Below are 21,750 nucleotides of genomic sequence, written 5' to 3'. Positions count from 1 at the left end.
ATGCTGCGGCGGGCGTTCCTGGGATTTTTGACGGCGCTGGTGCTGGCCGCGCCCGCGGTGGCTGAACCGAAGAAGAAGGATCCGCCCGCCAAGCCCGACTCCCCAGCCGCAAGATCCGCCGCGAAATCGGTGTCGCTGGAACTGGTGCTGGCGGTGGATGGTTCCGCCTCCATCACCGACGGGGACCTGGAGTTCCAGTTGCAGGGGCACGCCGCCGCCTTCCTCGACCCTTCGCTGGCCGATGCGGTGTCGGCTGGCGGCGTGGCGGCCACGCTGGTGGTCTTTTCCGGCCCGCACAGCCTGCGGGTGCTCGTGCCCTGGACGATCCTGGGCAGCGCCGAAGACGCCAAGGCCTTTTCCGCCAGGATCGCCGCGGCGCCGCGCGGGCTTCAGGCCGATTCCACGGCGCTGGGCAGCGCCATCGACGACTCCGCGAATCTGTTCGAGAACAATGGGATCGAGGCGCCGCGCAAGGTCATCGACATCGTCTCGAACGGCTTTTCCAACAGCGGGCCGGATCCGGCGGGGGCACGCGACCGGGCGGAGAAGCACGGAATCACCATCAACGCGCTGGCCATCCTCGACGAATTCCCCTGGCTGGAAGAGTATTACCAGGAAAACGTGATCGGCGGCGCCAATTGCTTCGTCAAGACCGCCATGGATCGCGACAGCTTCGTCGAAGCGTTGCGGCAAAAGCTGATTCAGGAAATCGCGGCGGTCCCGCTCCAAAGCTCGGTTATCACGGCCGCCAATCTTTGACCTGCGGTGCTAAGCCGCTGGTGTTCGAGACAAATTCACCTGGAGAGGATGGGGCGGCGGGGGTAGATTACCAGGGCGTGCAGACGCCGGCTTCGAAAGCATCCTCGAGTATGCAATTCCCGAAGGCGGCACACCGCGTGCGCGAGCGTCTGGGAATGGGGCATGCAGGATCGGGTGCCGGCTCGGCCGGCGGACATCGCTGAGGCGGATATCGTTGAGTCGGACAGCGCCGACACCGGCACCTCCATGGTCGACCCCGCGGTGCCGGACCGTCCGGCCGCCGGGAACGGCGGTGGCCGCCGGATGGACGGGCGGCGCACCCGGCGCAAGCCGCGCCTGCAGGCCGCGGCCATGGCGCTGGTCGGCGCCGTGGCGCTGGTGCTCGCCACCCTGACCGGCGTCGTGGGCGCCGCCTTCCTCGGCATCGTCGGCATCGCGGAAGAGGCGCGCAACACCACCGTTCCGCGCATCGGCGCCCAGCACCGGAACGCCATGACGGCCGCCCAACTGAGCCGGCTGGCGGAGGTGATCCTGAACAGCCGCGACCGCGCGCGCCGTGCCGCCGCGCTGGAGGAAGCGGAAGCGCTGGCCAGCCAGTTCGCCCTGGTCGTCGACGTGTCGGTCCTGGACAAGCTCGACCGCGCGGTGAACGCGGTGCGGCGGAGCAATCACCGCGCCGATCTGATCGACGCCCTGACCGCCAGCATCCGCGAGACGCTCGCCGGGGTGGACGACGCGCTGGCTCTGGGCACCTCGCTGCTGGCCGAGCCGGACCGGGCGGTGCAGGACTACACGTTCCTCAGCAACCTCTACCACCTGCGCCGCCTCTACGGTGAAGCGGTGGCGACGGAAACGGCGGACGCGCTGGCCCTGGTGGACCACGACATCCTCGCCCTGCTGCGCAACGAGCGAGCCCTGCTCGGCAGCCTGTCCGCACCCGTCCGGGGGCCTTCGGCGGAACATGACGACGGCGACGCCATTCCTGTCCAGCGACCGGTGGCGCCGAGCGACGTGCGGGGCCGCCTCGCCTCCGTGCTGGACCGCTTCATGGCCGCGCGCACGCTGACCGACCTGCACCGCGGCCGCCTGACCGTGCAGGCGCAGGTGCGCCAGGACAGCGACCTCGCCTACCGGCAGCTCAAGCAACTCGCCGACAGCCTGACCAGCGACGCTGCCGCGACGACGCTCGGCATGACCGAACGCATCGTCGAGGACGGGCGGCGCGGCCTGTGGACCAGCGTGGCGGGCATCGCCGCGACGGTGCTGCTGCTGGGCGGCGTGACCGTGCTGCTGCGCCGGCATGTGGTGAAGCCGGTGCTGCGCGTCAGCAGAGCGCTCGCCGTGTTGCAGGAGGATCCCCAGCCGGTGGCTCTGCCGCCGGCCTCCCTGGAGGAGTTCGACCGCATCGGCCATGCGGTGGAACGCTTCGCCGACGCGCTGGTGGCGCTCCACACCCAGACGGCCGCGTTGCGGGCCAGCGAGGGGCGGCTGAACACCATCCTGCAATCCTCGCCCTTTCCCATCGTCATCGCGCGCCGCACGGACGGGCGCATCCTGTTCGCCAACGCACCGACCGTCGACCTGCTGGAGCTTCCCGCGGCCGACGCGCTGGGCCGCGCGGTGCCGGAATTCCTGGAGGACACCATCGACTGGCTGGCCTTTGCCCAGGACGTGTTCCGTCGCGGCCGGCTGACCGATTTCGAGACCCGGCTGAAGACCGCCGACGGGCGGCCTTTCTGGGGCGTGCTGTCGGCCATGGCGATGGATTACGAGGGCGAGGCGGCGATGTTCCTGGCGCTGCACGACATCTCAGCCCGCAAATACGCGGAGAACGCTCTGGTCGCCGCCAAGGAGCAGGCCGAACGCGCCCTGCACGACCTGCAACGCACGCAGAAAAGTCTTGTCCAGGCGGAAAAGCTGGCCTCGCTGGGCGCCCTGGTGGCCGGCGTGGCGCACGAGATCAACACACCCGTGGGCATCGGGGTGACCGCCGCCTCCTACCTCGGGGAACTGACCCGCCAGTTCAAGCGCGGGGCCGTGGACGGTGGTCTGCGCCGCCGGGACCTGGACGAGTTCATCGATCGGATCGAGGAAGCCGGCGCGATGATCCTGGCCAACCTGGAGCGCGCCTGCACGTTGGTGCAGAGCTTCAAGCAGGTGGCCGTGGACCAGACGTCGGAGGCGCGGAGGCCCTTCGACCTGCGCAGCTACATGAACGGTGTCCTGGGCAGCCTCGCCCCGCAGCTCAAGCGCACGCCGCACCGGGTGACGCTCGACTGTCCGGATGGCATCACCATGGACAGCTATCCGGGCGCCCTGTCGCAGGTCGTGTCGAACCTGGTCATCAATGCGCTGGTCCACGCCTTCAAGCCGGAAGGTGCCGGCACCATCGCCATCACCGTGCGCCGCGACGGCCTGGCCAGTGTGGTTCTGGACTTTGCCGACGACGGGGAGGGCATCCCGCCGGAAAACCTGGAACGAATCTTCGAGCCCTTCTTCACCACCCGCCGGACCGAGGGCGGCAGCGGGCTGGGGCTGCACATCGTCTACAACATCGTCGTGGGCACGCTGGGCGGGCGCATTTCGGTGGACTCGCAGCCCGGCCGGGGCTGCCGCTTCACCATCGCCCTGCCGCTGACCGCCGCCCCCATCGCGCAACCCGCCGTCGCCGCCGGCCGCGTGGAGGCGCAGCAACCGCAGCCGGAAACGGTGGGGTAGTTCGCGGGGCGAAGCGCGTCAGGCGCGTGCGCGCTCGACCTCCACGCCGACGCTGGCGGCGTCGGGGAAAACATCCAGCTTTTCCACGCGCACCTTCACCGCGCTGATCCGGGCGTCGGACAAGCAGCGGTCGGCGATGCGCTCGGCCAGCGTCTCGATCAGGGTGACGTGGCCCTGGCTGACCAGACCCTTCACCACGGCGGCCATGTCCTCACCGGTCACGCCGGGGGCGACGACCTCCAGATCGAGGTTCAGGCGGATGCGTTGCGACTTGATCCGCTCGTGGGCGTAGACGCCGATCAGAGCATCCATGACCAGATCGCGCACGAAGCAACGGGTGGACAACGCCGCCGGAGCCGAGCGGGGCACCGGAGCGGTGACGGTGGCGAAGAGCTTGTTCATGACGCACACGCCTATCACGCCGCCGCGACCCTGCCAAGGCATCGCGGCGGCGATAATTGAAGGGCACCGTTGCCGATCTTGCGGGGCTTGCTTTTACGGGGACTTCTTCTCGGCCGGCTCCACATTCTCCGCCCCGGCGCGGGTGCCGCCGAAGCGGTCGGTGCCTTTGGCGTCCGGGGCGTCGGGCTTCTTGTGGTTGCCGGTGTTCTGCTGGTCGTCGGTGTGCTTGACGGTCTGTTCGGTGTGCGGCTGCTTCATCGCCGGTCCTCATGCTTCGTTCGAAGGATCGCCCCCGTCAACCGGCGGAGTGGGGCGGGCGTTCCTTCGTGCGAACTGGGGGGATGGAACTCAGCGCAGGTCGGCGATGGCCCTCGCCACGGTCATCCATTCATCGCCGGGTTCGGCGTCCAGCAGGGCGAACAGCGGCGGCCAGACTCCCAGGCGGCTGCGCCGGCGCTGGGCGACGAAGCGCTCGACCTCCTCCGGCGTCGGCAGCCGGTCGCCCTTCTTCTGGTTGCAGCGGCGGTGGGCCAGAACGACGTTCGCCGGCTCGTCGGCGCCGCCGTAGGCCTGCGGGATCAGGTGGTCGAAGGTCGCCTTCGCCCCCACCGTCTCTCCGCAATAGAAGCAGCGCCCGCCCTGAAGAACGTCCATGATCTGGGTGTCTTCAGGGCTGACGGGCATGGTTCAGCACTCCTTTGAGCGTCACTCAGGACGTTCGATGGAGCCCCAGAGGTCGTACTCGTCGGTGTGCTCGATGGTGACGTCCACGAGGTCGCCGGGCTTCACGTTGGTCTCGCCGTTCAGGAAGACGTTGCCGTCGATCTCCGGCGCGTCGGCGTAGGAGCGGCCGATGGCGCCTTCCTCGTCCACCTCGTCGATGAGGACGCCCAGCGTGTAGCCGATCTTCTGCTTCAGCCGCTCGGCGCTGATCGCCTTCTGGGTCTCCATGAAGCGCTCCCAGCGCTCCTGCTTGACCGTTTCGGGGACGGCGCCGGGCAGGTCGTTGGCGGCGGCCCCGTCGACCGGCTCGTACTTGAAGCAGCCCACGCGGTCGAGCTGCGCTTCCTTCAGCCAGTCCAGCATGAACTGGAAGTCCTCCTCCGTCTCGCCGGGGAAGCCGGTGATGAAGGTGGAGCGCAGCACCAGATGCGGGCACTCGGCGCGCCACTTCTTGATGCGCTCAAGCTGCTTTTCCTGGGCGGCCGGGCGGCGCATGGCCTTCAGCACGGTGGGGGAGGCATGCTGGAACGGGATGTCCAGGTAGGGGAGGATGCGGCCCTCCGCCATCAGCGGAATGACCTCGTCCACATGCGGGTAGGGATAGACGTAGTGCAGCCGCACCCACACATCGAAGTTCGCCAGCTCGCGACACAGGTCGATGAAGCGGGCCTTCACCTTGCGGCCGTACCAGTCCTCTTCCGCGTATTTTCGGTCGATGCCGTAGGCGCTGGTGTCCTGGGAGATGACCAGCAGCTCCTTCACGCCGGCGGTCGCCAGCTTTTCCGCCTCGCGCAGGACGGACGCGACCGGACGGCTGACGAGGTCGCCGCGCAGGGACGGGATGATGCAGAAGCTGCAGCGGTTGTTGCAGCCCTCGGAAATCTTCAGGTAGGCGTAATGGCGCGGCGTCAGCCGCAGCCCTTCGGGCGGCACCAGATCGGTGAAGGGGTCGTGCACCGGCGGCACGGCGTCGTGCACGGCATTGACCACCTGCTCGTACTGGTGCGGGCCGGTGACGGCCAGGACGTCCGGGTGGACCTCCCGGATCATGTCCGATTCCACGCCCATGCAGCCGGTCACGATGACGCGGCCGTTCTCCTTGATCGCCTCCCCGATGGCCTCCAGCGACTCCTTCTTGGCCGAATCCAGGAAGCCGCAGGTGTTCACCAGGACCACGTCCGCGCCGTCGTAGGAGGGCGAAATCTCATAGCCCTCCGCGCGCAGGCGGGTGAGGATGCGCTCCGAATCGACGAGCGCCTTGGGGCAACCCAGGCTGACGATCCCGACCTTCGGGGACGCCGCGGGGTTGGTCTTCGAACCGGGGATGGAGGGGGGCGTGCTGCTCATGGCGCGCATATATAGGCGAGTTGGCGCCCAACGCCAGCCAAAACGCGCTATTCCGTCCGTACAGGAGGGGGTAGCCGCCCTGCGACAGGTGGGTGCGACATCATGTTAGGGTTGAAACACGACAGCAATGTTCCGTTTCAAGGCGGCATGGCATAGTGTGACGGCCAACGCCGGGGCGGGTCGTCAGACTGGACAACCCTCTCCGCGAAAGCTAGTATGCTGATCGTATAGCCTCTATACGGTGTAGACACCGCTCTGGTAATACCAGGCGTCGCGCCCTCCGAGGAAACTGTCGAGACCCGGCCGTCATGTCGAAAAGCCATCCATCACCGGCATCGGCGCAAGCGATCGCCGAGGTCATGATGCACATCGGACACATCGCCGACAGCATGGGCTACACGCAAGGACTGAAGCCGTCGCAGTGGACGGCCTTGCGCTATTTCGCGCGCGCCAACCCCAGCCAGCGCACCGTCTCCGCCTTCGCCGATTTCCATGCGACCACGCGGGGCGCCGCGTCCCAGATGGTCGAGGTGCTGGTGAACAAGGATCTGCTGACCCGCGTGCCGGTGCCGGAAGACCGGCGCGTCGTCCAGCTCCACCCCACGCCCAAGGCGCTGGAGTTGTTGGAGGATGATCCGCTGAAGGAATTCGCGGGCGTGATCGCCGCCCTGCCGGGGGCGGACCAGTTCCAGCTGGCCGATCTGCTGTCGCGCCTTCTGCGCGGCCTTTTGAGCAAGCGTCAGGCCGCCTGAAGCGCAGCTTTTTTCAAGCAGCTTTTTTCAAAAGGAAAGGGCGGGCGGGGCGCTTGTTGTTGTGGATCTCCCTCCCACGCCCCTGCCCGCCGGTTTCCATCCAAACCTTACGGTTTAGAGACGTAACGAATACCGTGGGGCGGGCGGACTGTCAAGCTCGCGGCCGGACGTTTAAAGCGAACTTCCGTTCGCTTTAGATTCACATGGCCTCACTTGCCGGCCGGGCTTCGGTCGCACGTGCGACCGGGCCCGCCGTCGCGGTCCAAAGCGGATTGAAATCCGCTTTAGGCGTCGGTCTCGGCGAGCAGACGGGCCACGGTCCGTTCCAGTTCCTGGTTCAGGAAGGGCTTGTACAGCACGGCGTCGGCCGCGAACATTTCGGCCATCTTCAGGGCATAGCCGGCGGGCAGGTTCGGGGCACCGCCGGACATGGCGACCACGCGCGTGCCCGGACTGCGGACCCGGACCGCCTTGATCACCTCCACCCCGTCGGCTTCGGGCATCAGCACGTCGGTAACGATCAGGTCGAACCTCTCATGCTCCAGCAGATCAATGGCGACTCGGCCGTTTTCCGCTTCGACGACGGTGTGACCGGCGCGCGCGATCACTTCCGTGACGGCCAGCCGGACGGCTGCGGAGTCTTCAACGACCAGCACCTTCGCCATGGACCTTGTTCCCATGTGTCATGTCGCCCGAACCGCCGGGAGCGGATACGGGCAGGTCGATGATGAAGCTAGTTCCCCGGCCGGGAGCGCTCTCGACCAGGATGTCGCCGCCGCCGTTCCTCACGATACCATAGACAACCGAAAGCCCAAGCCCTGTCCCTTTGCCGACCGGCTTGGTGGTGAAGAACGGGTCGAAGACGCGCTGGCGGGTCGGCTCGTCCATGCCGGTCCCGGTGTCGGACACCGTCAGGCGCACGTAGCGTCCCTCGCTCACCTCGCGGCGGAAGGCCTCCGGCTCCTTCAAGGTCACGGTCTCGGCGGTGATGCTCAAGGTCCCGCCTTCCGGCATGGCGTCGCCGGCGTTCTGGATCAGGTTCAACAAGACCTGGGTCAGTTCGGTTGCGGTGATCGTCACCGGCTCCAGATCCTCGGCCGTGCGCGTGCGCATCTGCACCCGCGACGGCAGGGACGGCGATGCCAGCTGAACGGCGGAGCGCACCGCCTCGACCAGATCGCCCGGCGGCGACTCGGCGACCTCGACGCGGGCGAACTGCAGGACGTCGCGCATGATCGCCCGGGCCTTCATGCCGCTTTCGTTGATGGCGCCGAGATAGGTGCGGAGCTTGGGGTCCTCGCCGATGCGGTTCAGCGCCAGATCGGAGAGGCTGATGACCGGTTGCAACAGGTTGTTGATCTCGTGGGCGAGGCCGCCCACCAGACTGCCCAGCGCGGACATGGTCTGCTTCTGGCGGGCCAGTTCGGCCGCTTGACGGCGCGCGGAAATGTCGCTGGTGGTGCCGCGGTAGCCGAGGAACTGTCCGTCCGCGGAATAGCGCGGGGTACCGCTGACCAGCACCCAGCGCGCCGCCCCTCCCGGAGTGGCCAGGGGGAAGGTCAGTCGGCGGAACGGCTCGCGCCGCCGAAGGGCTTCGATCAGGGCGGGGAAGTCCTCCTCCGGCCGGTTGCGGTCGAGAAGGTCGGCGTGGGTGAAGCCCAACAACTCCGCCCCGCCGCGCCCGGTCGACTCCTGCGCGCGGGGCGACAGGGACGTGAACCGCCCCCGGTCGTCCGTTTCCCAGAACCAGTCGTTGGAGCATTCCAGCAGAGCCCGCCAGCGCGCCTCGCTCTCCCGCAGTTCGGCGGTGCGGGTGGCGATCAGCGACTCCAGGCCGCTCAGATGGTCGCGCAGCGCTTCCTCGCTGCGGCGCATCCGGTAGAAGGCGAGGTCGTAGGGATTCTTCAGCGCGGTGACGATGATCGCCTTGTAGAGCAGGTAGAAGGACAGGATCTTGATGAAATGCCCCAACGCGTTCAGCAGCCCGTGCGGGTCGCTGTACAGAGTGAAGGTCAGTTCCTGGGGGATCAGCAAGGCCATCCCGGCCAGCGTCAGGCCGAACACGCCGCGTTCGAACTGCCGGCGCTTGCGCAGCAGAAGCAGGCTCGCCGCGCCCGCGGCCGTGATGATCGCGTATTCGCTGAGAACCTTGAAGAGCGTCAGGCCCTGCCCCGGCACGAAGCAGTCGGGCATGATGTCGAAGGCGAAGATGGCGAGCAGCGCGCAGCCGATGATGCCGGCCTGCGCCAGCAGGACATCGCCCGTACGCAGCCGGGTTTCGGCCAGCAGCGGCGCCGCCAGGAACACCGCCGCCTGGGTGTAGCGGGCGGCGATCCACAATTGCGTCGCCAGGTTGGGGCTGCCTTCGCCGATGACGTTCATGCCCTGGTAGGCGATGCTGTGCAGCAGGTCCAGCAACGCGACAGCCGGCAGCGACAGGCCGACGAAGGACAGAAAGGGCGACTGGTTGGTTCCGCGCGTGTTCCAGGCGATCATGAAGACCGTGATGGACACGGCGATGGCGAACAGCTCGGCGCAGAGGTGGAACAGCAGGTAATTGCGCTGCATCACCAGGAACAGCACCGCCATGGTCCCGAGGATGAAGCCGATTTCGGACCGGTAGGAACGGTCCTGCGCGGTGCGCGCATACAGGGGGCTGGTGACGGTCGACTCGGCCGTGCTCATGCGGTTATCGGCTCCGCTGCGGGGCAAGGGGGCCGAGGTTCGCAAAATTTTGCGCCGTCCGGCCAGCCGCAGAATGTCGCGCCCTGCGATTGTCTCGCCCCGTGCGACCAGTCCCGAAGGCTCAGGCCCGGTTGGGCCGTTCCGGCGAGGCGCTCGTCACCGGGCGCCCGGCCGGCAAGGATCAGGGCCGTTCCAGAGACGCGGGGAGGTCGAAGGGGGTGCTGACGAACGGGTCGCCGCGGCCGTGGCCGGCGCGGTCATGGCCCTTCTCGGTCGCCGCCTTCCGGTAATAGCCGACGATGAAGACGCGCACCGCGTTGGACAGCGACACGCCCGACACGCGCCGGGACCGCTTGGTCTGCTGGTCCATGCGCTCCTTCAGGTCGCTGCACAGTTCATCCACCGTCAGGTCTTCGCGGCGGCAGATCTCGTCCAGCGCTTCCCAGTAGGATGGTTCAAGGCGGATCGCGGTCGGCTCGCCGAACAGCTTCACCGTTCGCGCCACCAGCGGAATGACGCCGACCGTTGCCCCAACGTTGCCCGCATGCGGTTCGATTCCAGCCATGGCTTTCTACCCCCTGCTCCCGACCACTCGCACTTTGCCTGCACTTTAGCGCGATTGAAAGAGGTCATGCCAACAAAACTAATCGGGAGTGCACCTAAGCGTCAAGGCGCGTGATCGGATTCCCCGGCCATGTCCTTCAGCAAGGCGGAATCGGTGATGACGATGAAGCCCTTGGTGTAGGCGATCGCGCCGGAATTGCGCAGCGCGCGCAGGCTTTTGTTCACCATCTCGCGGGTGACGCCCAGCATGGCGGCCAGGGCCTCCTGCGACACGGCCTGATTGACCCGCAGGCCTGCGGGCGTGCGCTGGCCATAGCTTTCCGCCAGCAGCAGGATGCGCCGCGCCAGGCGGCGCGGTACGTCGTGGAAGACGGCGTCCTCGATGTTTTCCGACACCCAGCGCAGCCGTTCGCACAGCATCTCCATCATCTGGATGCACAGTCTGGGGTGGCGTTCCAGAAACGTGATGAACTCCGGCCGATCGATGCGGAACAGCTCCGCCGGGCGCAAGGCCGTGGCGGTGGCGGTGCGCTCCTTGCCGTCGAGCATGGCGATCTCCCCCAGCACGTCGCCGGGGTTCAGGATGTTCAGCAGCATCGTCTTGCCGTCCACCGAGGAGGTGGAGACGGCAATCTGCCCCTTCAGGATGGCGTAAAGGCAGTCGCCGGGGTCGCCCTTGGAGAAGAGCGTCTGTTCCTCCGCGAATCGGGAGGGACGGCCGAGCGCCACCAGCTCGGCCATCTGCTGGTCGTCCAGTCCCTTCAAAAGCCGGTTGCGCCGCAGGATCGCGGCGGCATCCTTCAGTAAGCTCATGCGCCTTCAAGCCGCTGCTTGCGTGTCCGCCCGCCGGTATGAAGCCCGGATGAGGGGCCGTCCAGCGGAATCAGGATCAGACCGCGAGAGAAACAGCCTCGCGGACCGCCTTGTCCCACATCACGGTGCGCTCGAAATGGAAGCGGGCGCGCGGTGGCTCGGCCCCCTGCGCGGCCCAGCGGCGCATGGCGCGCAGCATCTGGCGGGCGTCGTCGCGCTTCTGGTCGAACCGGCCGTTGGGCAGCCACAGCTTCAGGTCGGCGATCTCCTCCTCCGGCACGCCCTGGTCGTCGGCCAGCCGCAGCACGCGGCCGTAGCCGCGCTCCGCGTAGGGCAGCGCCTTGGCGATCGATTCCAGTTGCCGGGCCGTTTCGGCGGGGATCACGTCGTCCTGCACGGCGTCGGACAGCGTGCGGCGGATGTTGACCATGGCTTCCGACAGGCTGGGGTAGCCGAGTTCGGCCGGGCCGTGGACCACGGCCACCTCGTCGTCGTCCTCCAGCCGGCCGTCGCAGAACGCCTCGTAGATCGCGCCGACGCCGACCATGCCGAAGGGGTGCAACTCCGCCGCGCGCAGCGCGCCCATGCTGGAGGCGCCGAACACCGCGATCCCCTGGTCGATGGCGAACAGGATCTCCTTGTGCCAGACCGACGGGATATTCTCGAAGAAGCCGTCGACGATGCCGATGGCGCGCGGCTTGCGCTCGCACAGGCGGATGATGTCGCCCTGGGCGACCGGCGGCAGATAGGCGGCGTCCAGTTCCCGCACCGCGTCCTCGCGGGGCAGGGTGGGGCCGAGGAAGACGTAAAGGCCGCTGCTCATGCTCGCTTCTCCTCTGCCACCGTACCGGCGATGGCCTGGGCGCGGGCGCCCAGCAGATAGTCCGGGGACTCGTCCACACCCTCCAGGCCGGGAATGACGACGCGGGCCACGGGGATGCCGAATTCCGGCTTGGTCAGGTCGATGGCCACCGCCTCCTCGATGCCGACGGCGCGCAGCCGGTCGAGCTGGAAGGCCAAATCCTCTTCGATGGTGCGGCCGGAGAAGGTCGGAACGGTCGCGAAGTCGCGGCGCCCGGCTCCGCCGACGATGCGCTGCTTCCAGCGTTCATGGTGGGTGGGGTCGAGGTGGCGTTCGTACTCCGCGCGGGGCATGTCGTCGCGCGCCCCGGCGATGAAGGTCAGCCGGCTCTGCGCCGCCTCGGTCAGGGCGCGGGACAGCGCGACCTCCCGCGCGGCGTGGCAGCCCATGCCGAGCGCCGGGCGGATGGACTGCTGCGGCGCGTCCTCCCGCGTGACGATGCGGCAGAGGAAGGCCGGCAGGCCGATGTCGCTGGTGATCTCCCACAGGCCGACGTCCACGCCGGCGGCGTCGAACCGCTCCAGGAGCGATTGGCAGACCGGGTCGGCGACGCTCTCCGGGGCGATGCGCGTGCCCTCCTGCGCCTCCTCCTCGCGCAGCCGCCACAGGGTGGCGGCATCCCGCTCCACCAGTTCCGTCACCGCGTGGGCGATGGCCTCGGCCAGCGAGTTGCCGGACGCCAGCCCGTTGGAGCCGGCGACGAAACAGCCGGAGCCCGGCGGCAGGGGCAGGGTGAAGTTCAGGTGCACCATCTCGAACGGCACCCATTTGGTGCCGCCGCCCAGCAAATCCTCGCCCTCGATCCACAGCATGGGGGTGTGCGGGGTGAAGGCGCCGGTGGACAGCCGCGGCAGGCGCGCCACGTCGACCACGGGGTGCGTCCAGCGCAGCTCCTCGTAGCTGGCGTAGCGGAGCGGCAGGGCGATGCGTTCGGCGTGGTAGCTCTCGATGGACTCCATGACGCCGGAGGCCTTGGCGGCGGCCAGCGTCACCCCCTTGCCCTGCGACACGGAGATGGAGCGGGAATTCGGCCGGGTCACCATCACGGTCGGGATGCCCACCCGGTCCAGCCCCGTGACGTTCGCCACCCGCGTGATGCCCATGATCGGCAGAAAGGGGGCGACGCGGGCAAGCGTCTGTTCCGGCGGGACGATGCGGTGCGTGCCGGTGGTGTGGAGCTTGACCGCCTGCTCGGCGCTTTTGCGGAGGCTCAGGGGGGCGAGGGGCATGGGCAAGGCTTTCCGGGCCGGGACGCCCGCTGGGACAAGGCCGTGAGGGCTGGAGGCGACGAATACCGCAGTATGTCGAAGCATCGGACGGGAGGCCCCCTCCGCACTGTGAAGAACTTCACACGCCGGTTGGCGGGGCCGGCGTTACAAAACACGTCCGCACTTCGCCTGTCCATCCGTGCCATCACCTTGCCGAGCACCGAATCGGCGACACCTCCGTTCCTTCCCGGCACAGGCCACGAGCGGAAGGTCCACGGCATGGCAGAGCGAACCGGAATCGCGCGCCGGCACCTGCTGGCCGGCGCCGCGGCTGCGACGACCCTCGCCTCGCTGCCAGCAACCTCCGCGGCGGCACCACGCGCCGGCGGCGCCGGTGAGCGGGCGGCGGAGCCCATCCGCCTGGATGGGCCGGGGGTGACCCTGCTGTTGCTGCGGCACGCGCGCGGGCTGCCGGAAATCGCCTGGTGGGGCGGGCGCCTGCCCGACGGCCTGGATGCGGCGGAACTGCGCGACGTCCGCGCGGCGGGGCGGGCCAACAACCGGCTGGACGCGACGGTGCCGGAGGCCACCCTGATGCCTACGGTGGGGCTTGCCCTCGACACCGCCCCGGCGCTGATCGCCCATCGGGCCGGGCTGGACTGGACGGCGGACTTCGACGTGCAGGAGGTCCGCCGCTCCGCCGGCTCCTGCGTGATCGTGGCCCGCGACCCGGTCGCGCGGCTGGCGCTGGAGCTTCACCTGGACCTCGGCGACGACGATGTGCTGACCGCGCGCAGCGTGCTGGTCAACGAGGGCGCGCCCGGCCTGATCGTGGAGCGTCTGGCCTCCGGCGTCTTCCTGCTGCCCGCCGCCGTGGAGGAGGTGCGGGTTCTGGAAGGGCGCTGGGCGCGCGAATTCCAGGAACGGACGGTTCCTCTGGCGCGGGAGGCCCTGACCATCGAAACGCGCGGCAACCGCGCCCACAGCCATTTCCCCGGCCTTTTGGCCGGCCTGCCCGGCTGTGGCGAGGAGAGCGGGACCGCCTACGGCGTGCAGCTGGGCTGGAGCGGCGGGCAGTGCCTGACCGCCGGACGGACCGGCGACGGCCGCATGCTGGTGACCGTGGGTGAGCTGTTCCAGCTGGGGGAGGTGATCCTGGGTGCAGGGGAGCGGCTTGAAACGGCAACGGCCTACGGCACGGTGTCGGCGGAGGGCTTCAGCGGCCTGTCGCGGTGCTTTCACGCGCATGTCCGGCGGCGGGTTCTGCGCTGGCCGGGCGGCGTCATGCGCCCGCGCCCGGTGACGCTGAACAGCTGGGAGGCCAACGGCTTCGACCTGACGGAAGACCGCCTGATCGCGCAGGCCGAGGCGGCGGCGCGGCTGGGCATCGAGCGCTTCGTGCTGGACGACGGCTGGTTCCGGGGCCGGCGCAACGACCGGGCGGGGCTGGGCGATTGGACGCCCGACCCGGCGATCTTCCCCAACGGGCTGGAGCCGCTTGCCCGCCGCGTCAACGAACTTGGCATGGAGTTCGGCCTGTGGGTCGAGCCGGAGATGGTCAATCCCGACAGCGACCTGTTCCGCGCGCATCCCGACTGGGCGCTGGGGCTGCCGGGCCGGCCGGCCGTGACGGGGCGCAACCAGTTCGTCCTCGACCTGACCCGGCCGGAGGTGGCGGACCATCTGTTCGACGCGCTGGACGGGCTGTTGCGGGCCGTCCCCATCGCCTGCCTGAAATGGGACATGAACCGCAGCCTGACCGACGCGGGCGATTCCGCCGGGCGCCCGGCCGACCGGCGGCAGACGCTCGCCACCTACGCCCTGATGGACCGCCTGCGCGCGGCGCACCCGGTGCTGGAGATCGAAAGCTGCGCGTCCGGCGGCGGGCGGGCCGATCTGGGCGTGCTGCGGCGGGCGGTGCGGATCTGGCCGTCGGACGCCACCGACGCGCTGGAGCGGCTGGAGATCCAGCGCGGCTTCCTGCGTTTCCTGCCGCCGGAGGTCATGGGGGCCCACGTCTCCGGAAGCCCCAACCAGCAGACGGGGCGGCGCCTCAGCCTCGGCTTCCGCGCCTGCGTCGCGCTGTTCGGCCATTTCGGGGTGGAGCTGGACCCGCTGTCCCTGCCGCCGGGGCAGGCGAAGGATCTCGCCGCCTGGATCGCGCTGCACAAGCGCCTGCGCCCGCTGCTGCACGGCGGCCGGCACCACGCGTTGGCGGAGGCGGACGGGCGGCGCCTGCACGGCGTCGTGGCCATGGACGGGAGTGAGGCGCTGTTTCTCGTGGCGCAGTTGCGCAGCGCGGCGGCGCCCATCCCGCCGCCCCTGACCCTTCCCGGCCTGGACGATGCCCGCCGCTACCGCCTGACCCTTCCCGGCCCGCAGGCTGTGCCCGGCTTCGCCCCCTCCGAGGCGCAGCGCCGTCTGGCGGGTGAGGGGGTGGTCGCGTCCGGCGCTCTGCTGCGGCAGGTCGGCCTGCTGCTCCCGGAACAGGCGCCGGAGAGCGCGCTTCTGCTGCACGCGGAAGCGGTGGGGGAGTCGGGTTAGACGATGTCCGCCGCGCGCTGGATGGCGCGGCTGGTCAGGTGCAGGCTGGCTTCGGGTGGCAGACCGCGCCCGGCGATCTTCTGCGCCGCGGCCCGGTGGAAGGCCTCCCGGTGCGCGGCGAAGTGGGCGAGGCAGTCCGCCGGTTCCGGCAGCCGGCCGAGCAGGGTGCGGAAGGCCAGCCGGTGGACGGCGCAGAGGCCCCGGTGCCCTTGGGGCGTGAAGACCAGGGCGTCGATGTCGCCGCGCCAGACGGCGTCGGGGTCCTCATGCGTGTCGGGGCTTGTGTCTGGCATGGGGAGCGGCCTTTCCGAAAATTCGATCGCAAACCGACAAAATGCCCTTGCCACGCCGGACACCAGCGGGTATACGGGCGCTCCTCCGCTGGAGCGGCGCGGGCGTAGCTCAGGGGTAGAGCACAACCTTGCCAAGGTTGGGGTCGAGGGTTCGAATCCCTTCGCCCGCTCCATCTTCCCGAAGGGAAGGGACAAAAGTTCCCGAAGGGAAGGGACGAAAGTCTCACGGACGGAACGATACGAAAAAGGGCGGCCAATCGGCCGCCCTTTTCGTTTTCCGCCTCACCACAGGATGCGCGAGATTTCGTAGAAGATCGCGCCCACCACGGCCGTGGCCGGCAGGGTGATGATCCAGGCGATGACGATGCCGTGGGCCAGCCCCCAGCGCACCGCGCTGGTGCGGCGGGTGGCGCCGACGCCGATGATGGCGCCGGTGATGGTGTGGGTCGTGCTGACCGGCACGCCCAGCCACGTCGCGGCGAACAGCGTGATGGCGCCGCCCGTCTCCGCGCAGGAGCCGTGGACCGGCTTCAGCTCCGTCAGCTTGGAGCCCATGGTCTTCACGATCCGCCAGCCGCCGAACAGCGTGCCCAGGCCCATGGCGGTCTGGCAGCTCAGCACCACCCAGAAGGGAACGTGGAACTCCGTCCCCAGATGCCCCTGCGAATAGAGCAGCACGGCGATGATGCCCATGGTCTTCTGCGCGTCGTTGCCGCCATGCCCCAGGCTGTAGAGCGAGGCGGAGACGAGCTGCAGGTGCCGGAACAGCCGGTCCACCGCGAAGGGCGTGGTGCGCACGAACAGCCAGGACACGATGATCATCATGACGCTGGCCAGCAGGAATCCGACGACCGGCGACAGCACGATGGCGCTGGCCGTCTTCGTAAGGCCGGAGACCACGACCGCGCCCCAGCCGGCCTTCGCCACACCGGCCCCGACCAGCCCGCCGATCAGCGCGTGGGAGGAGCTGGAGGGGATGCCCAGCCACCAGGTGACGACGTTCCACACGATGGCGCCCATCAGCGCGCCGAAGATGACGTTGGAATCCACCACGCCGGCGCCGACGATGCCGGTGCCGATGGTGGTCGCCACATGCAGGCCGAAGAACAGGAAGGCGATGAAGTTGAAGAAGGCGGCCATCGCGACGGCCTTGCGCGGCGACAGCACGCGGGTGGAGACCACCGTGGCGATGGAGTTGGCCGCGTCGTGCAGCCCGTTCAGGAAATCGAAAAGGAGGGCGACGCCGATCAGCCCGATCAGGATGGGCAAGGCGATGGTAGCGGCTTCCATGGGATCAGACCTGTTCGACGATGATGCCGTCGATGGTGTCGGCCACGTCCTCGCACGCGTCGAGCACGCGTTCCAGCAGCTCGACGATTTCGCGCTGGAGGGCATGGCGGTGGGTGATGGGGGCGTCGAGGCCGCCGCTCTCGCCGCGCAGCCGGTGCTTGGCCTCGCGCAGCAGGCGGTCGCCGTCGCTTTCGATCCGGGAGATCTCTCCGGTCATGGCGTGGAGCCGCTCGACGTTCTTCGGGATGGCGCGGAGCATCGGCACGCCCTCGGCCAGCAGCGTGGCGCAGCGCAGGATCGCGTCGGCCTGGGCGCGCATCTCGTCCGTGTAGTCGGTGAAGCCGGCCTCCACGAGGTGGCGCGCCGTCTCCTCGATCAGGTCGAGCACGTCGTCCATCCGCTTGCCCAGCTCCTGGATGTCGGAGCGGTCGAAGGGAACGATGAAGGTGCGGTGGACGGCGAGCTGCACCTCCTTCTCGATGGAGTCGGCTTCGCTTTCGGCTTGGCGGATCGCGCGGAACCCCTCCTCCAGAGCGGCGCCTGTGTCCATCATCGTCCGCAGCGCGCCGGCGCCGGTGACGATCTTCCGGGCGTGTTCGGCGAAGAGGTCGAAGAATCGTTCCTCGCGCGGCATCATGGCCCGGAACAGATTCAGCATGCGTGGCTCTCCAATGACGCGGACCCGTGCGCGCACGGGCTTGGTTCGCGCGTCATGTATCATCCCCAGCGCCACAGGGGAGTCATAAAAGTGTCTCACCCGCCCGGCCTTCGCTGAATTCGCGGCCCGGTGTGGCGTTCCCGGCCCCGGCCCGGCCCCGGCCCGGCCCCGGCGTGGAACGCGGCAGCCGCCGTTCGGTTGCGAAGACCGGTGATTTGCGGGCGGCGCCCGCTTATCCTGCGGCGGCGGTTCAACAGGAAAGGGTGGCCGGGGCGTGGCCGGAGAGACGCAAGGGGGCGTGACGCAAGGGGGCCTGACACAAGTGGGCCTGACACAAGTGGGGTTGGCGGCGGCCGTCATCGCGGTGACCGGTGGCGGGACCGCGGGCGCCGTCCCGCGCGTCGTGACCGTCCACAGCGGCTTCGAAATCCCCGAATCGCACCGGCGCGGCGACGAGCCCTTGCCCCACCGCGACGCCCTTCCCGGCGCCCCCTTCGAGCCGGCGCGCTTCCGCACGCTGCAGGACGCGGTGCGCGCGGTGGCGGAGGACAGCGCGGGGCTCGCCCTGCGCTATGTGGAGCAGCTCTACAGCTTCGGCGACCGCCACCGCGACCCGCACGAGCTGTTCGGCGGACCGCGCTCCCTGGTGGTCGGCTATCTGGCGCTGGTGCGCGAGGCCCCGCTGCGCATCGACGGGGCGGCGTGGCGCGACCTCTACGAGTTCTTCCCCTGGGAGGACTGGCGCGACGAGCGTCCGCACCTGCTCGATTCGGTGATCCTGCCGGCGCTGTCCCGCTGGGTCGCCGCCGTCCCCGACGAGCCCGCCCGCGCCCGTCGGGCGGAGCGCGCCCGCATCGCCTTCGCGCTGGATGGCGGGGAGTGGGATTCCGAACGCGTGCTGGAGCGGTTCGAGCTTCTGTACGAGGCCGGTCTGGTGGTGGAGGCCTTCCGCGACCGCGACCTCGCCCGCCGGGCCGGCATCCCGGAGCCGGACGGAGCGGCGCGCATGGACATGCCCCGCGCGCTCGGCCGCCCCATGGCGCGCGACGGCCGGCGCATCCTGGCGACCGCGTTGGAGCGGCTGCGCGGTAAGCTGAAATACCGCCCCATCGTGTTCGAGCTGCTGCCTCCCACCTTCACCCTGCACCAGCTTCAGCAGGTGGTGGAGGCCCTGTCGGGCGAGCGGCTGCACAAGCAGAACTTCCGCCGCCTGATGATCTCCGGCGGTCTGGTGGAGCCGACCGGCCAGTACGAGAGCCAGACCGGCGGCCGCCCCGCCGAGTTGTACCGCTTCCGCCGCCGCGCCATCCTGGAACGCACCAGCGCCGGAGCTATTCATTCGGTGGAGGATTGACCCTCGCCCATGGGGGGGTATGCTCCCGCGAAATCCAATCGGGAGCGAAAGCGCATGTTCGACAGCACCTGCGACCTGTACGACCGTTTCGAGAAGACCGCCCGCGTCGCCGATCCGGTGTTCCGCGACTTCGGCGCGCGCCGCAAGTTCTCCGGCGAGGCCGTGACCATCAAGTGCTTCGAGGACAACTCGCGCGTCAAGGAGACGCTGGGCACGCCGGGCCAGGGCAAGGTGCTGGTGGTGGACGGCGGCGGCAGCCTGCGCGCGGCCCTGATGGGCGACCTGATCGCCAAGGACGCGGTGAAGAACGGCTGGGAAGGTGTGGTCATCCACGGCTGCGTCCGCGACGCGGGCGTCCTCGCCACCCTGGACCTGGGCATCAAGGCCGTGGCCGCCATCCCGCGCAAGACCGTCCGCAACGGCGAGGGGCAATCGGGGCTGCCCGTGACGATGGCCGGCATCCGCGTGAACCCCGGTGATCTGGTCTTCGCCGACGAGGACGGCGTGCTGGTGCTGACCAGGGAGGAGTTCGCTGCCAAGGCGTAAGCGCGCCTTAAATCAGGCAAACGCACAGGCTTGTGCGCCGGGATCGCCCCGTGGATGAGGGTGTTGCATGGTTGGCTTGCGGGACGCTCTGTTCGCCGCGTTGTCGTTTCAGGAGTCCGGCAGGCACGCGGAAGCCGACGAACTGTACGCCCGCATTCTGGACGCGGTTCCGGAGCAGCCCGACGCGCTGCATCTCTGGGGAATCCTGGCGGCCCAGACCGGTCGGCTGGACGTGGCGAACGACCGGATCCGGCGCGCCATCGCGCAACGGGCGGACGTGGCGGACTACCACGCCAATCTGGGAAACGTCCTTCGCGAACTGGGCCGGACGGGCGAGGCAACCGTCTGCTACCGGACGGCCCTGACGCTCCGGCCCGACGACGCGCAGAGTGTCGAACAGCTCGGCATGGCCTTGCAGATGCAGGGCCGGCTGGGCGCGGCGGCCGACGCCCACCGAGCGCTGACGCGCCTGCGTCCGGACGACCAGGAGGCCCACTATCGCCTGGGCGTCGCGCTGCAAGGGGAAGGCCGCTTCGCGGAAGCCGCCGAGGCCTTTCGGAGTTCCCTGACGCTGCGGCCAGACCGTCCGGAAAGCTGGTTCAAGCTGGGGGCCTCCCTTCAGGCGCACGGCTGCTTCGATGAGGCCGCCGCCGCCTACCGCGGCGCCCTCAGCCTCCAGCCGGACTTCGTGGAGGCCGGATTCAACCTGGGCGTCACGCTTCGGCGGCACGGGCACCTCAACCACGCGATCGCCGCGTTCCGGGCCGCCGCACGGCTTCAGCCCGGCGATGCGGACGCCCTGTGCACCCTCGGCGACGCATTGATGGAACGCGGGCGGGCGGAGGACGCGCTTGCCGTGTACCGCGACGTCCTGGCGCTGCGGCCCGATCTCCCGCAAGTCCACACTGGCTTGGGGAACGCGCTGCTGGAGCGGAATCGCGGGGCGGAGGCCGTCGCCCGCTTCCGCATCGCTGTCGCCCTTCGCCCCGACGACGCAGGCGCCTGCAACAACCTCGGCATCGCGCTGATCGAGCAGGGATTGCCGGACCGCGCGGATTTGGCCTACCGCCGGGCGTTGCGGCTCAAGCCGGACTACGCGGAAGCGCTCGGCAACCTGGGCATCGCGTTGAAGGAGCAGAGGCGGGTGGCCGAGGCGCTGGCCGCCTACCGCCGTGCCCTGGCGCTCGCCCCCGCCTACGCCGAAGCCCATTGGAACCACGGCATCGCCCTCCTTCTGCAAGGAAACCTCCGCCAGGGCTGGGACGAGCACGAATGGCGCTGGAAGTGCCGCGAGTTCACGAAGGCCAACTGGCGGCTCAACCGCCCGGTCTGGTCGGGCGAAGCGGCGCAGGGCAAGACGATCCTTCTCCAGGCCGAGCAGGGGCTGGGCGACACCATCCAGTTCGTCCGCTACGTCCCGATGGTCCAGGCGCTGGGGTGGACCGTCGTTCTGGAGGTGCAGGACAGCCTGTTGGGCCTGTTCGGCTCCATGCCGGGCGTGACTCTGATCCCCAAAGGCCAGCCGCTTCCCCACGTCGACGCCTGCTGCCCCTTGCTCAGCCTGCCGCGCGCGCTCGGCACCACGCTCGACCGCGTGCCCGCCACCGTCCCCTATCTGAGCACCGACCCCGCGCGCGTCGCTCATTGGAAGGAGCGGCTGGGGCAGGGGCCGGAACCGCGCGTCGGCCTGGTCTGGGCCGGCAACCCGCAGTTTCCGGGCGACCGGCAGCGCTCCCCCCGGCTGGAGGGTCTGCGCGCCGCGCTGGACGTGCCGGGCGTGCGCTTCTTCGGCCTTCAGAAAGGGCCGGGGCGCGAAGATCTGGAACGCGTGCCGCTGCCCGCCAGCTTCACCGACCTGGGGCCGGAGATCCGTGATTTCGCCGACACGGCGGCGATCATGGAAAACCTGGACCTCGTGATCTCGTCCTGCACCGGCCCGGCGCATCTGGCCGGAGCGCTCGGCCGGCCGGTCTGGCTGGTGCTCAAGGCGGTCCCCGACTGGCGTTGGCTGCTCGACCGCGACGACAGCCCCTGGTACCCGACCATGCGCCTGTTCCGGCAAAGCAAGGCGGGAGACTGGGCGTCCGTGTCCGAGCGGATCGCCAGCGAACTGGCCCGCTTGCGATCAGTGTTGAGTAGGTTGTGTTGAGGCGCAGCCGAAACACAACATCGTCGCCGCGCCGGGTGAGGTGGGTTACGCTTTGTTCAACCCGAATGGCGGGCTGGTGCCGA

20 protein-coding genes and 1 tRNA gene are annotated in these 21,750 nt (G+C 69.2%); 8 read left to right on the top strand and 13 right to left on the bottom strand.

All coding sequences use genetic code 11. The features are described from left to right. Both ACSVC7_RS19670 and ACSVC7_RS19665 read left to right on the top strand, forming a co-directional pair. Nucleotides 1–759, top strand: coding sequence for a DUF1194 domain-containing protein (locus tag ACSVC7_RS19670; protein WP_448205912.1), 759 nt, complete (start codon nucleotides 1–3; stop codon nucleotides 757–759). A gap of 162 nt (nucleotides 760–921) precedes the next feature. Then, nucleotides 922–3,477 (top strand): sensor histidine kinase, encoded by a 2,556-nt coding sequence (locus tag ACSVC7_RS19665; RefSeq protein WP_448205913.1) that lies wholly within the window; start codon nucleotides 922–924, stop codon nucleotides 3,475–3,477. Nucleotides 3,478–3,495: 18 nt separating this feature from the next. Here the strand turns inward: ACSVC7_RS19665 and ACSVC7_RS19660 are convergent, their stop codons facing one another. From ACSVC7_RS19660 to rimO, 4 genes are all read right to left on the bottom strand, one after another. Beyond that, complete coding sequence (locus ACSVC7_RS19660; protein WP_448205914.1) at nucleotides 3,496–3,879, bottom strand: dihydroneopterin aldolase; 384 nt, start codon at nucleotides 3,877–3,879, stop codon at nucleotides 3,496–3,498. Nucleotides 3,880–3,972: 93 nt separating this feature from the next. Beyond that, the gene (locus tag ACSVC7_RS19655) at nucleotides 3,973–4,137 is read right to left on the bottom strand and encodes a hypothetical protein (RefSeq protein WP_448205915.1); all 165 of its coding nucleotides are present in this window, start codon (nucleotides 4,135–4,137) and stop codon (nucleotides 3,973–3,975) included. Nucleotides 4,138–4,227: 90 nt separating this feature from the next. Continuing rightward, on the bottom strand, nucleotides 4,228–4,563 hold the full coding sequence (locus ACSVC7_RS19650) for an HNH endonuclease (RefSeq protein ID WP_448205916.1): 336 nt from the start codon (nucleotides 4,561–4,563) through the stop codon (nucleotides 4,228–4,230). Between the two features lie 21 nt (nucleotides 4,564–4,584). Continuing rightward, nucleotides 4,585–5,949 (bottom strand): 30S ribosomal protein S12 methylthiotransferase RimO, encoded by a 1,365-nt coding sequence (gene rimO / locus ACSVC7_RS19645; protein WP_448205917.1) that lies wholly within the window; start codon nucleotides 5,947–5,949, stop codon nucleotides 4,585–4,587. Between the two features lie 359 nt (nucleotides 5,950–6,308). Between rimO and ACSVC7_RS19640 the strand changes: the two genes are divergently transcribed. Then, nucleotides 6,309–6,701: a MarR family winged helix-turn-helix transcriptional regulator gene (locus ACSVC7_RS19640; RefSeq protein ID WP_448205918.1), complete on the top strand. Its 393-nt coding sequence runs from the start codon at nucleotides 6,309–6,311 to the stop codon at nucleotides 6,699–6,701. A gap of 284 nt (nucleotides 6,702–6,985) precedes the next feature. Here ACSVC7_RS19640 and ACSVC7_RS19635 read toward each other — a convergent pair whose 3' ends face one another. The 6 genes from ACSVC7_RS19635 to ACSVC7_RS19610 form a co-directional block, all read right to left on the bottom strand. Further along, nucleotides 6,986–7,366 carry a response regulator gene (locus ACSVC7_RS19635; RefSeq protein ID WP_448205919.1) on the bottom strand — a complete coding sequence of 127 codons (381 nt, stop codon included), beginning with the start codon at nucleotides 7,364–7,366 and terminating at the stop codon, nucleotides 6,986–6,988. Then, nucleotides 7,344–9,386, bottom strand: coding sequence for an MASE3 domain-containing protein (locus ACSVC7_RS19630; RefSeq protein WP_448205920.1), 2,043 nt, complete (start codon nucleotides 9,384–9,386; stop codon nucleotides 7,344–7,346). The genes ACSVC7_RS19635 and ACSVC7_RS19630 overlap by 23 nt, the downstream gene beginning before the upstream one ends. 181 nt (nucleotides 9,387–9,567) lie before the next feature. After that, the gene (locus tag ACSVC7_RS19625; protein ID WP_448205921.1) at nucleotides 9,568–9,951 is read right to left on the bottom strand and encodes a ribbon-helix-helix domain-containing protein; all 384 of its coding nucleotides are present in this window, start codon (nucleotides 9,949–9,951) and stop codon (nucleotides 9,568–9,570) included. 101 nt (nucleotides 9,952–10,052) lie between these two features. Next, complete coding sequence (locus ACSVC7_RS19620; protein WP_448205922.1) at nucleotides 10,053–10,763, bottom strand: Crp/Fnr family transcriptional regulator; 711 nt, start codon at nucleotides 10,761–10,763, stop codon at nucleotides 10,053–10,055. Nucleotides 10,764–10,839: 76 nt separating this feature from the next. Further along, nucleotides 10,840–11,586: a TfuA-like protein gene (locus ACSVC7_RS19615; protein ID WP_448205923.1), complete on the bottom strand. Its 747-nt coding sequence runs from the start codon at nucleotides 11,584–11,586 to the stop codon at nucleotides 10,840–10,842. Beyond that, nucleotides 11,583–12,854 carry a YcaO-like family protein gene (locus tag ACSVC7_RS19610; protein WP_448205924.1) on the bottom strand — a complete coding sequence of 424 codons (1,272 nt, stop codon included), beginning with the start codon at nucleotides 12,852–12,854 and terminating at the stop codon, nucleotides 11,583–11,585. The genes ACSVC7_RS19615 and ACSVC7_RS19610 overlap by 4 nt, the downstream gene beginning before the upstream one ends. 258 nt (nucleotides 12,855–13,112) lie before the next feature. Between ACSVC7_RS19610 and ACSVC7_RS19605 the strand changes: the two genes are divergently transcribed. Beyond that, nucleotides 13,113–15,377: an alpha-galactosidase gene (locus ACSVC7_RS19605; protein WP_448205925.1), complete on the top strand. Its 2,265-nt coding sequence runs from the start codon at nucleotides 13,113–13,115 to the stop codon at nucleotides 15,375–15,377. Here ACSVC7_RS19605 and ACSVC7_RS19600 read toward each other — a convergent pair. Continuing rightward, nucleotides 15,374–15,670 (bottom strand): hypothetical protein, encoded by a 297-nt coding sequence (locus tag ACSVC7_RS19600; RefSeq protein WP_448205926.1) that lies wholly within the window; start codon nucleotides 15,668–15,670, stop codon nucleotides 15,374–15,376. The genes ACSVC7_RS19605 and ACSVC7_RS19600 overlap by 4 nt on opposite strands. A gap of 98 nt (nucleotides 15,671–15,768) precedes the next feature. On the opposite strand from ACSVC7_RS19600, the gene ACSVC7_RS19595 reads away from it, so the two are divergent. Continuing rightward, nucleotides 15,769–15,843 (top strand) — tRNA-Gly (locus ACSVC7_RS19595). A gap of 109 nt (nucleotides 15,844–15,952) precedes the next feature. On the opposite strand, the gene ACSVC7_RS19590 is transcribed toward ACSVC7_RS19595, so the two are convergent. Both ACSVC7_RS19590 and ACSVC7_RS19585 read right to left on the bottom strand, forming a co-directional pair. Then, nucleotides 15,953–16,960, bottom strand: coding sequence for an inorganic phosphate transporter (locus tag ACSVC7_RS19590; protein ID WP_448205927.1), 1,008 nt, complete (start codon nucleotides 16,958–16,960; stop codon nucleotides 15,953–15,955). Between the two features lie 4 nt (nucleotides 16,961–16,964). Beyond that, nucleotides 16,965–17,618 (bottom strand): DUF47 domain-containing protein, encoded by a 654-nt coding sequence (locus ACSVC7_RS19585; protein ID WP_448205928.1) that lies wholly within the window; start codon nucleotides 17,616–17,618, stop codon nucleotides 16,965–16,967. 322 nt (nucleotides 17,619–17,940) lie between these two features. Here ACSVC7_RS19585 and ACSVC7_RS19580 point away from each other — a divergent pair, with 322 nt between their 5' ends. From ACSVC7_RS19580 to ACSVC7_RS19570, 3 genes are all read left to right on the top strand, one after another. After that, nucleotides 17,941–18,972 carry an NUDIX hydrolase gene (locus ACSVC7_RS19580; protein ID WP_448205929.1) on the top strand — a complete coding sequence of 344 codons (1,032 nt, stop codon included), beginning with the start codon at nucleotides 17,941–17,943 and terminating at the stop codon, nucleotides 18,970–18,972. A gap of 54 nt (nucleotides 18,973–19,026) precedes the next feature. Next, nucleotides 19,027–19,518: a ribonuclease E activity regulator RraA gene (rraA, locus tag ACSVC7_RS19575; RefSeq protein ID WP_448205930.1), complete on the top strand. Its 492-nt coding sequence runs from the start codon at nucleotides 19,027–19,029 to the stop codon at nucleotides 19,516–19,518. A 67-nt stretch (nucleotides 19,519–19,585) separates the two neighbouring features. Further along, nucleotides 19,586–21,667, top strand: coding sequence for a tetratricopeptide repeat protein (locus tag ACSVC7_RS19570; protein ID WP_448205931.1), 2,082 nt, complete (start codon nucleotides 19,586–19,588; stop codon nucleotides 21,665–21,667). The last annotated feature ends 83 nt before the right edge of the window (nucleotides 21,668–21,750 follow it).

The sequence above is a fragment of the Azospirillum mesophilum genome, from assembly GCF_053470405.2.
The sequence above is the reverse complement of the archived record's forward strand: the minus strand, read 5'-3'. Positions and strand labels throughout refer to the sequence as shown.

What these genes read in the sequence shown, in the direction of transcription:
- ACSVC7_RS19620 (WP_448205922.1), bottom strand. Translation starts at nt 10,763, where the DNA reads ATGAGCTTACTGAAGGATGCCGCCGCGATCCTGCGGCGCAACCGGCTT.
- ACSVC7_RS19635 (WP_448205919.1), bottom strand. Translation starts at nt 7,366, where the DNA reads ATGGCGAAGGTGCTGGTCGTTGAAGACTCCGCAGCCGTCCGGCTGGCC.
- ACSVC7_RS19590 (WP_448205927.1), bottom strand. Translation starts at nt 16,960, where the DNA reads ATGGAAGCCGCTACCATCGCCTTGCCCATCCTGATCGGGCTGATCGGC.
- ACSVC7_RS19600 (WP_448205926.1), bottom strand. Translation starts at nt 15,670, where the DNA reads ATGCCAGACACAAGCCCCGACACGCATGAGGACCCCGACGCCGTCTGG.
- ACSVC7_RS19615 (WP_448205923.1), bottom strand. Translation starts at nt 11,586, where the DNA reads ATGAGCAGCGGCCTTTACGTCTTCCTCGGCCCCACCCTGCCCCGCGAG.
- ACSVC7_RS19665 (WP_448205913.1), top strand. Translation starts at nt 922, where the DNA reads ATGCAGGATCGGGTGCCGGCTCGGCCGGCGGACATCGCTGAGGCGGAT.
- ACSVC7_RS19640 (WP_448205918.1), top strand. Translation starts at nt 6,309, where the DNA reads ATGATGCACATCGGACACATCGCCGACAGCATGGGCTACACGCAAGGA.
- rimO (WP_448205917.1), bottom strand. Translation starts at nt 5,949, where the DNA reads ATGAGCAGCACGCCCCCCTCCATCCCCGGTTCGAAGACCAACCCCGCG.
- ACSVC7_RS19625 (WP_448205921.1), bottom strand. Translation starts at nt 9,951, where the DNA reads ATGGCTGGAATCGAACCGCATGCGGGCAACGTTGGGGCAACGGTCGGC.
- ACSVC7_RS19650 (WP_448205916.1), bottom strand. Translation starts at nt 4,563, where the DNA reads ATGCCCGTCAGCCCTGAAGACACCCAGATCATGGACGTTCTTCAGGGC.
- ACSVC7_RS19670 (WP_448205912.1), top strand. Translation starts at nt 1, where the DNA reads ATGCTGCGGCGGGCGTTCCTGGGATTTTTGACGGCGCTGGTGCTGGCC.
- ACSVC7_RS19660 (WP_448205914.1), bottom strand. Translation starts at nt 3,879, where the DNA reads ATGAACAAGCTCTTCGCCACCGTCACCGCTCCGGTGCCCCGCTCGGCT.
- ACSVC7_RS19610 (WP_448205924.1), bottom strand. Translation starts at nt 12,854, where the DNA reads ATGCCCCTCGCCCCCCTGAGCCTCCGCAAAAGCGCCGAGCAGGCGGTC.
- ACSVC7_RS19585 (WP_448205928.1), bottom strand. Translation starts at nt 17,618, where the DNA reads ATGCTGAATCTGTTCCGGGCCATGATGCCGCGCGAGGAACGATTCTTC.
- ACSVC7_RS19655 (WP_448205915.1), bottom strand. Translation starts at nt 4,137, where the DNA reads ATGAAGCAGCCGCACACCGAACAGACCGTCAAGCACACCGACGACCAG.
- ACSVC7_RS19630 (WP_448205920.1), bottom strand. Translation starts at nt 9,386, where the DNA reads ATGAGCACGGCCGAGTCGACCGTCACCAGCCCCCTGTATGCGCGCACC.
- ACSVC7_RS19570 (WP_448205931.1), top strand. Translation starts at nt 19,586, where the DNA reads ATGGTTGGCTTGCGGGACGCTCTGTTCGCCGCGTTGTCGTTTCAGGAG.
- ACSVC7_RS19605 (WP_448205925.1), top strand. Translation starts at nt 13,113, where the DNA reads ATGGCAGAGCGAACCGGAATCGCGCGCCGGCACCTGCTGGCCGGCGCC.
- rraA (WP_448205930.1), top strand. Translation starts at nt 19,027, where the DNA reads ATGTTCGACAGCACCTGCGACCTGTACGACCGTTTCGAGAAGACCGCC.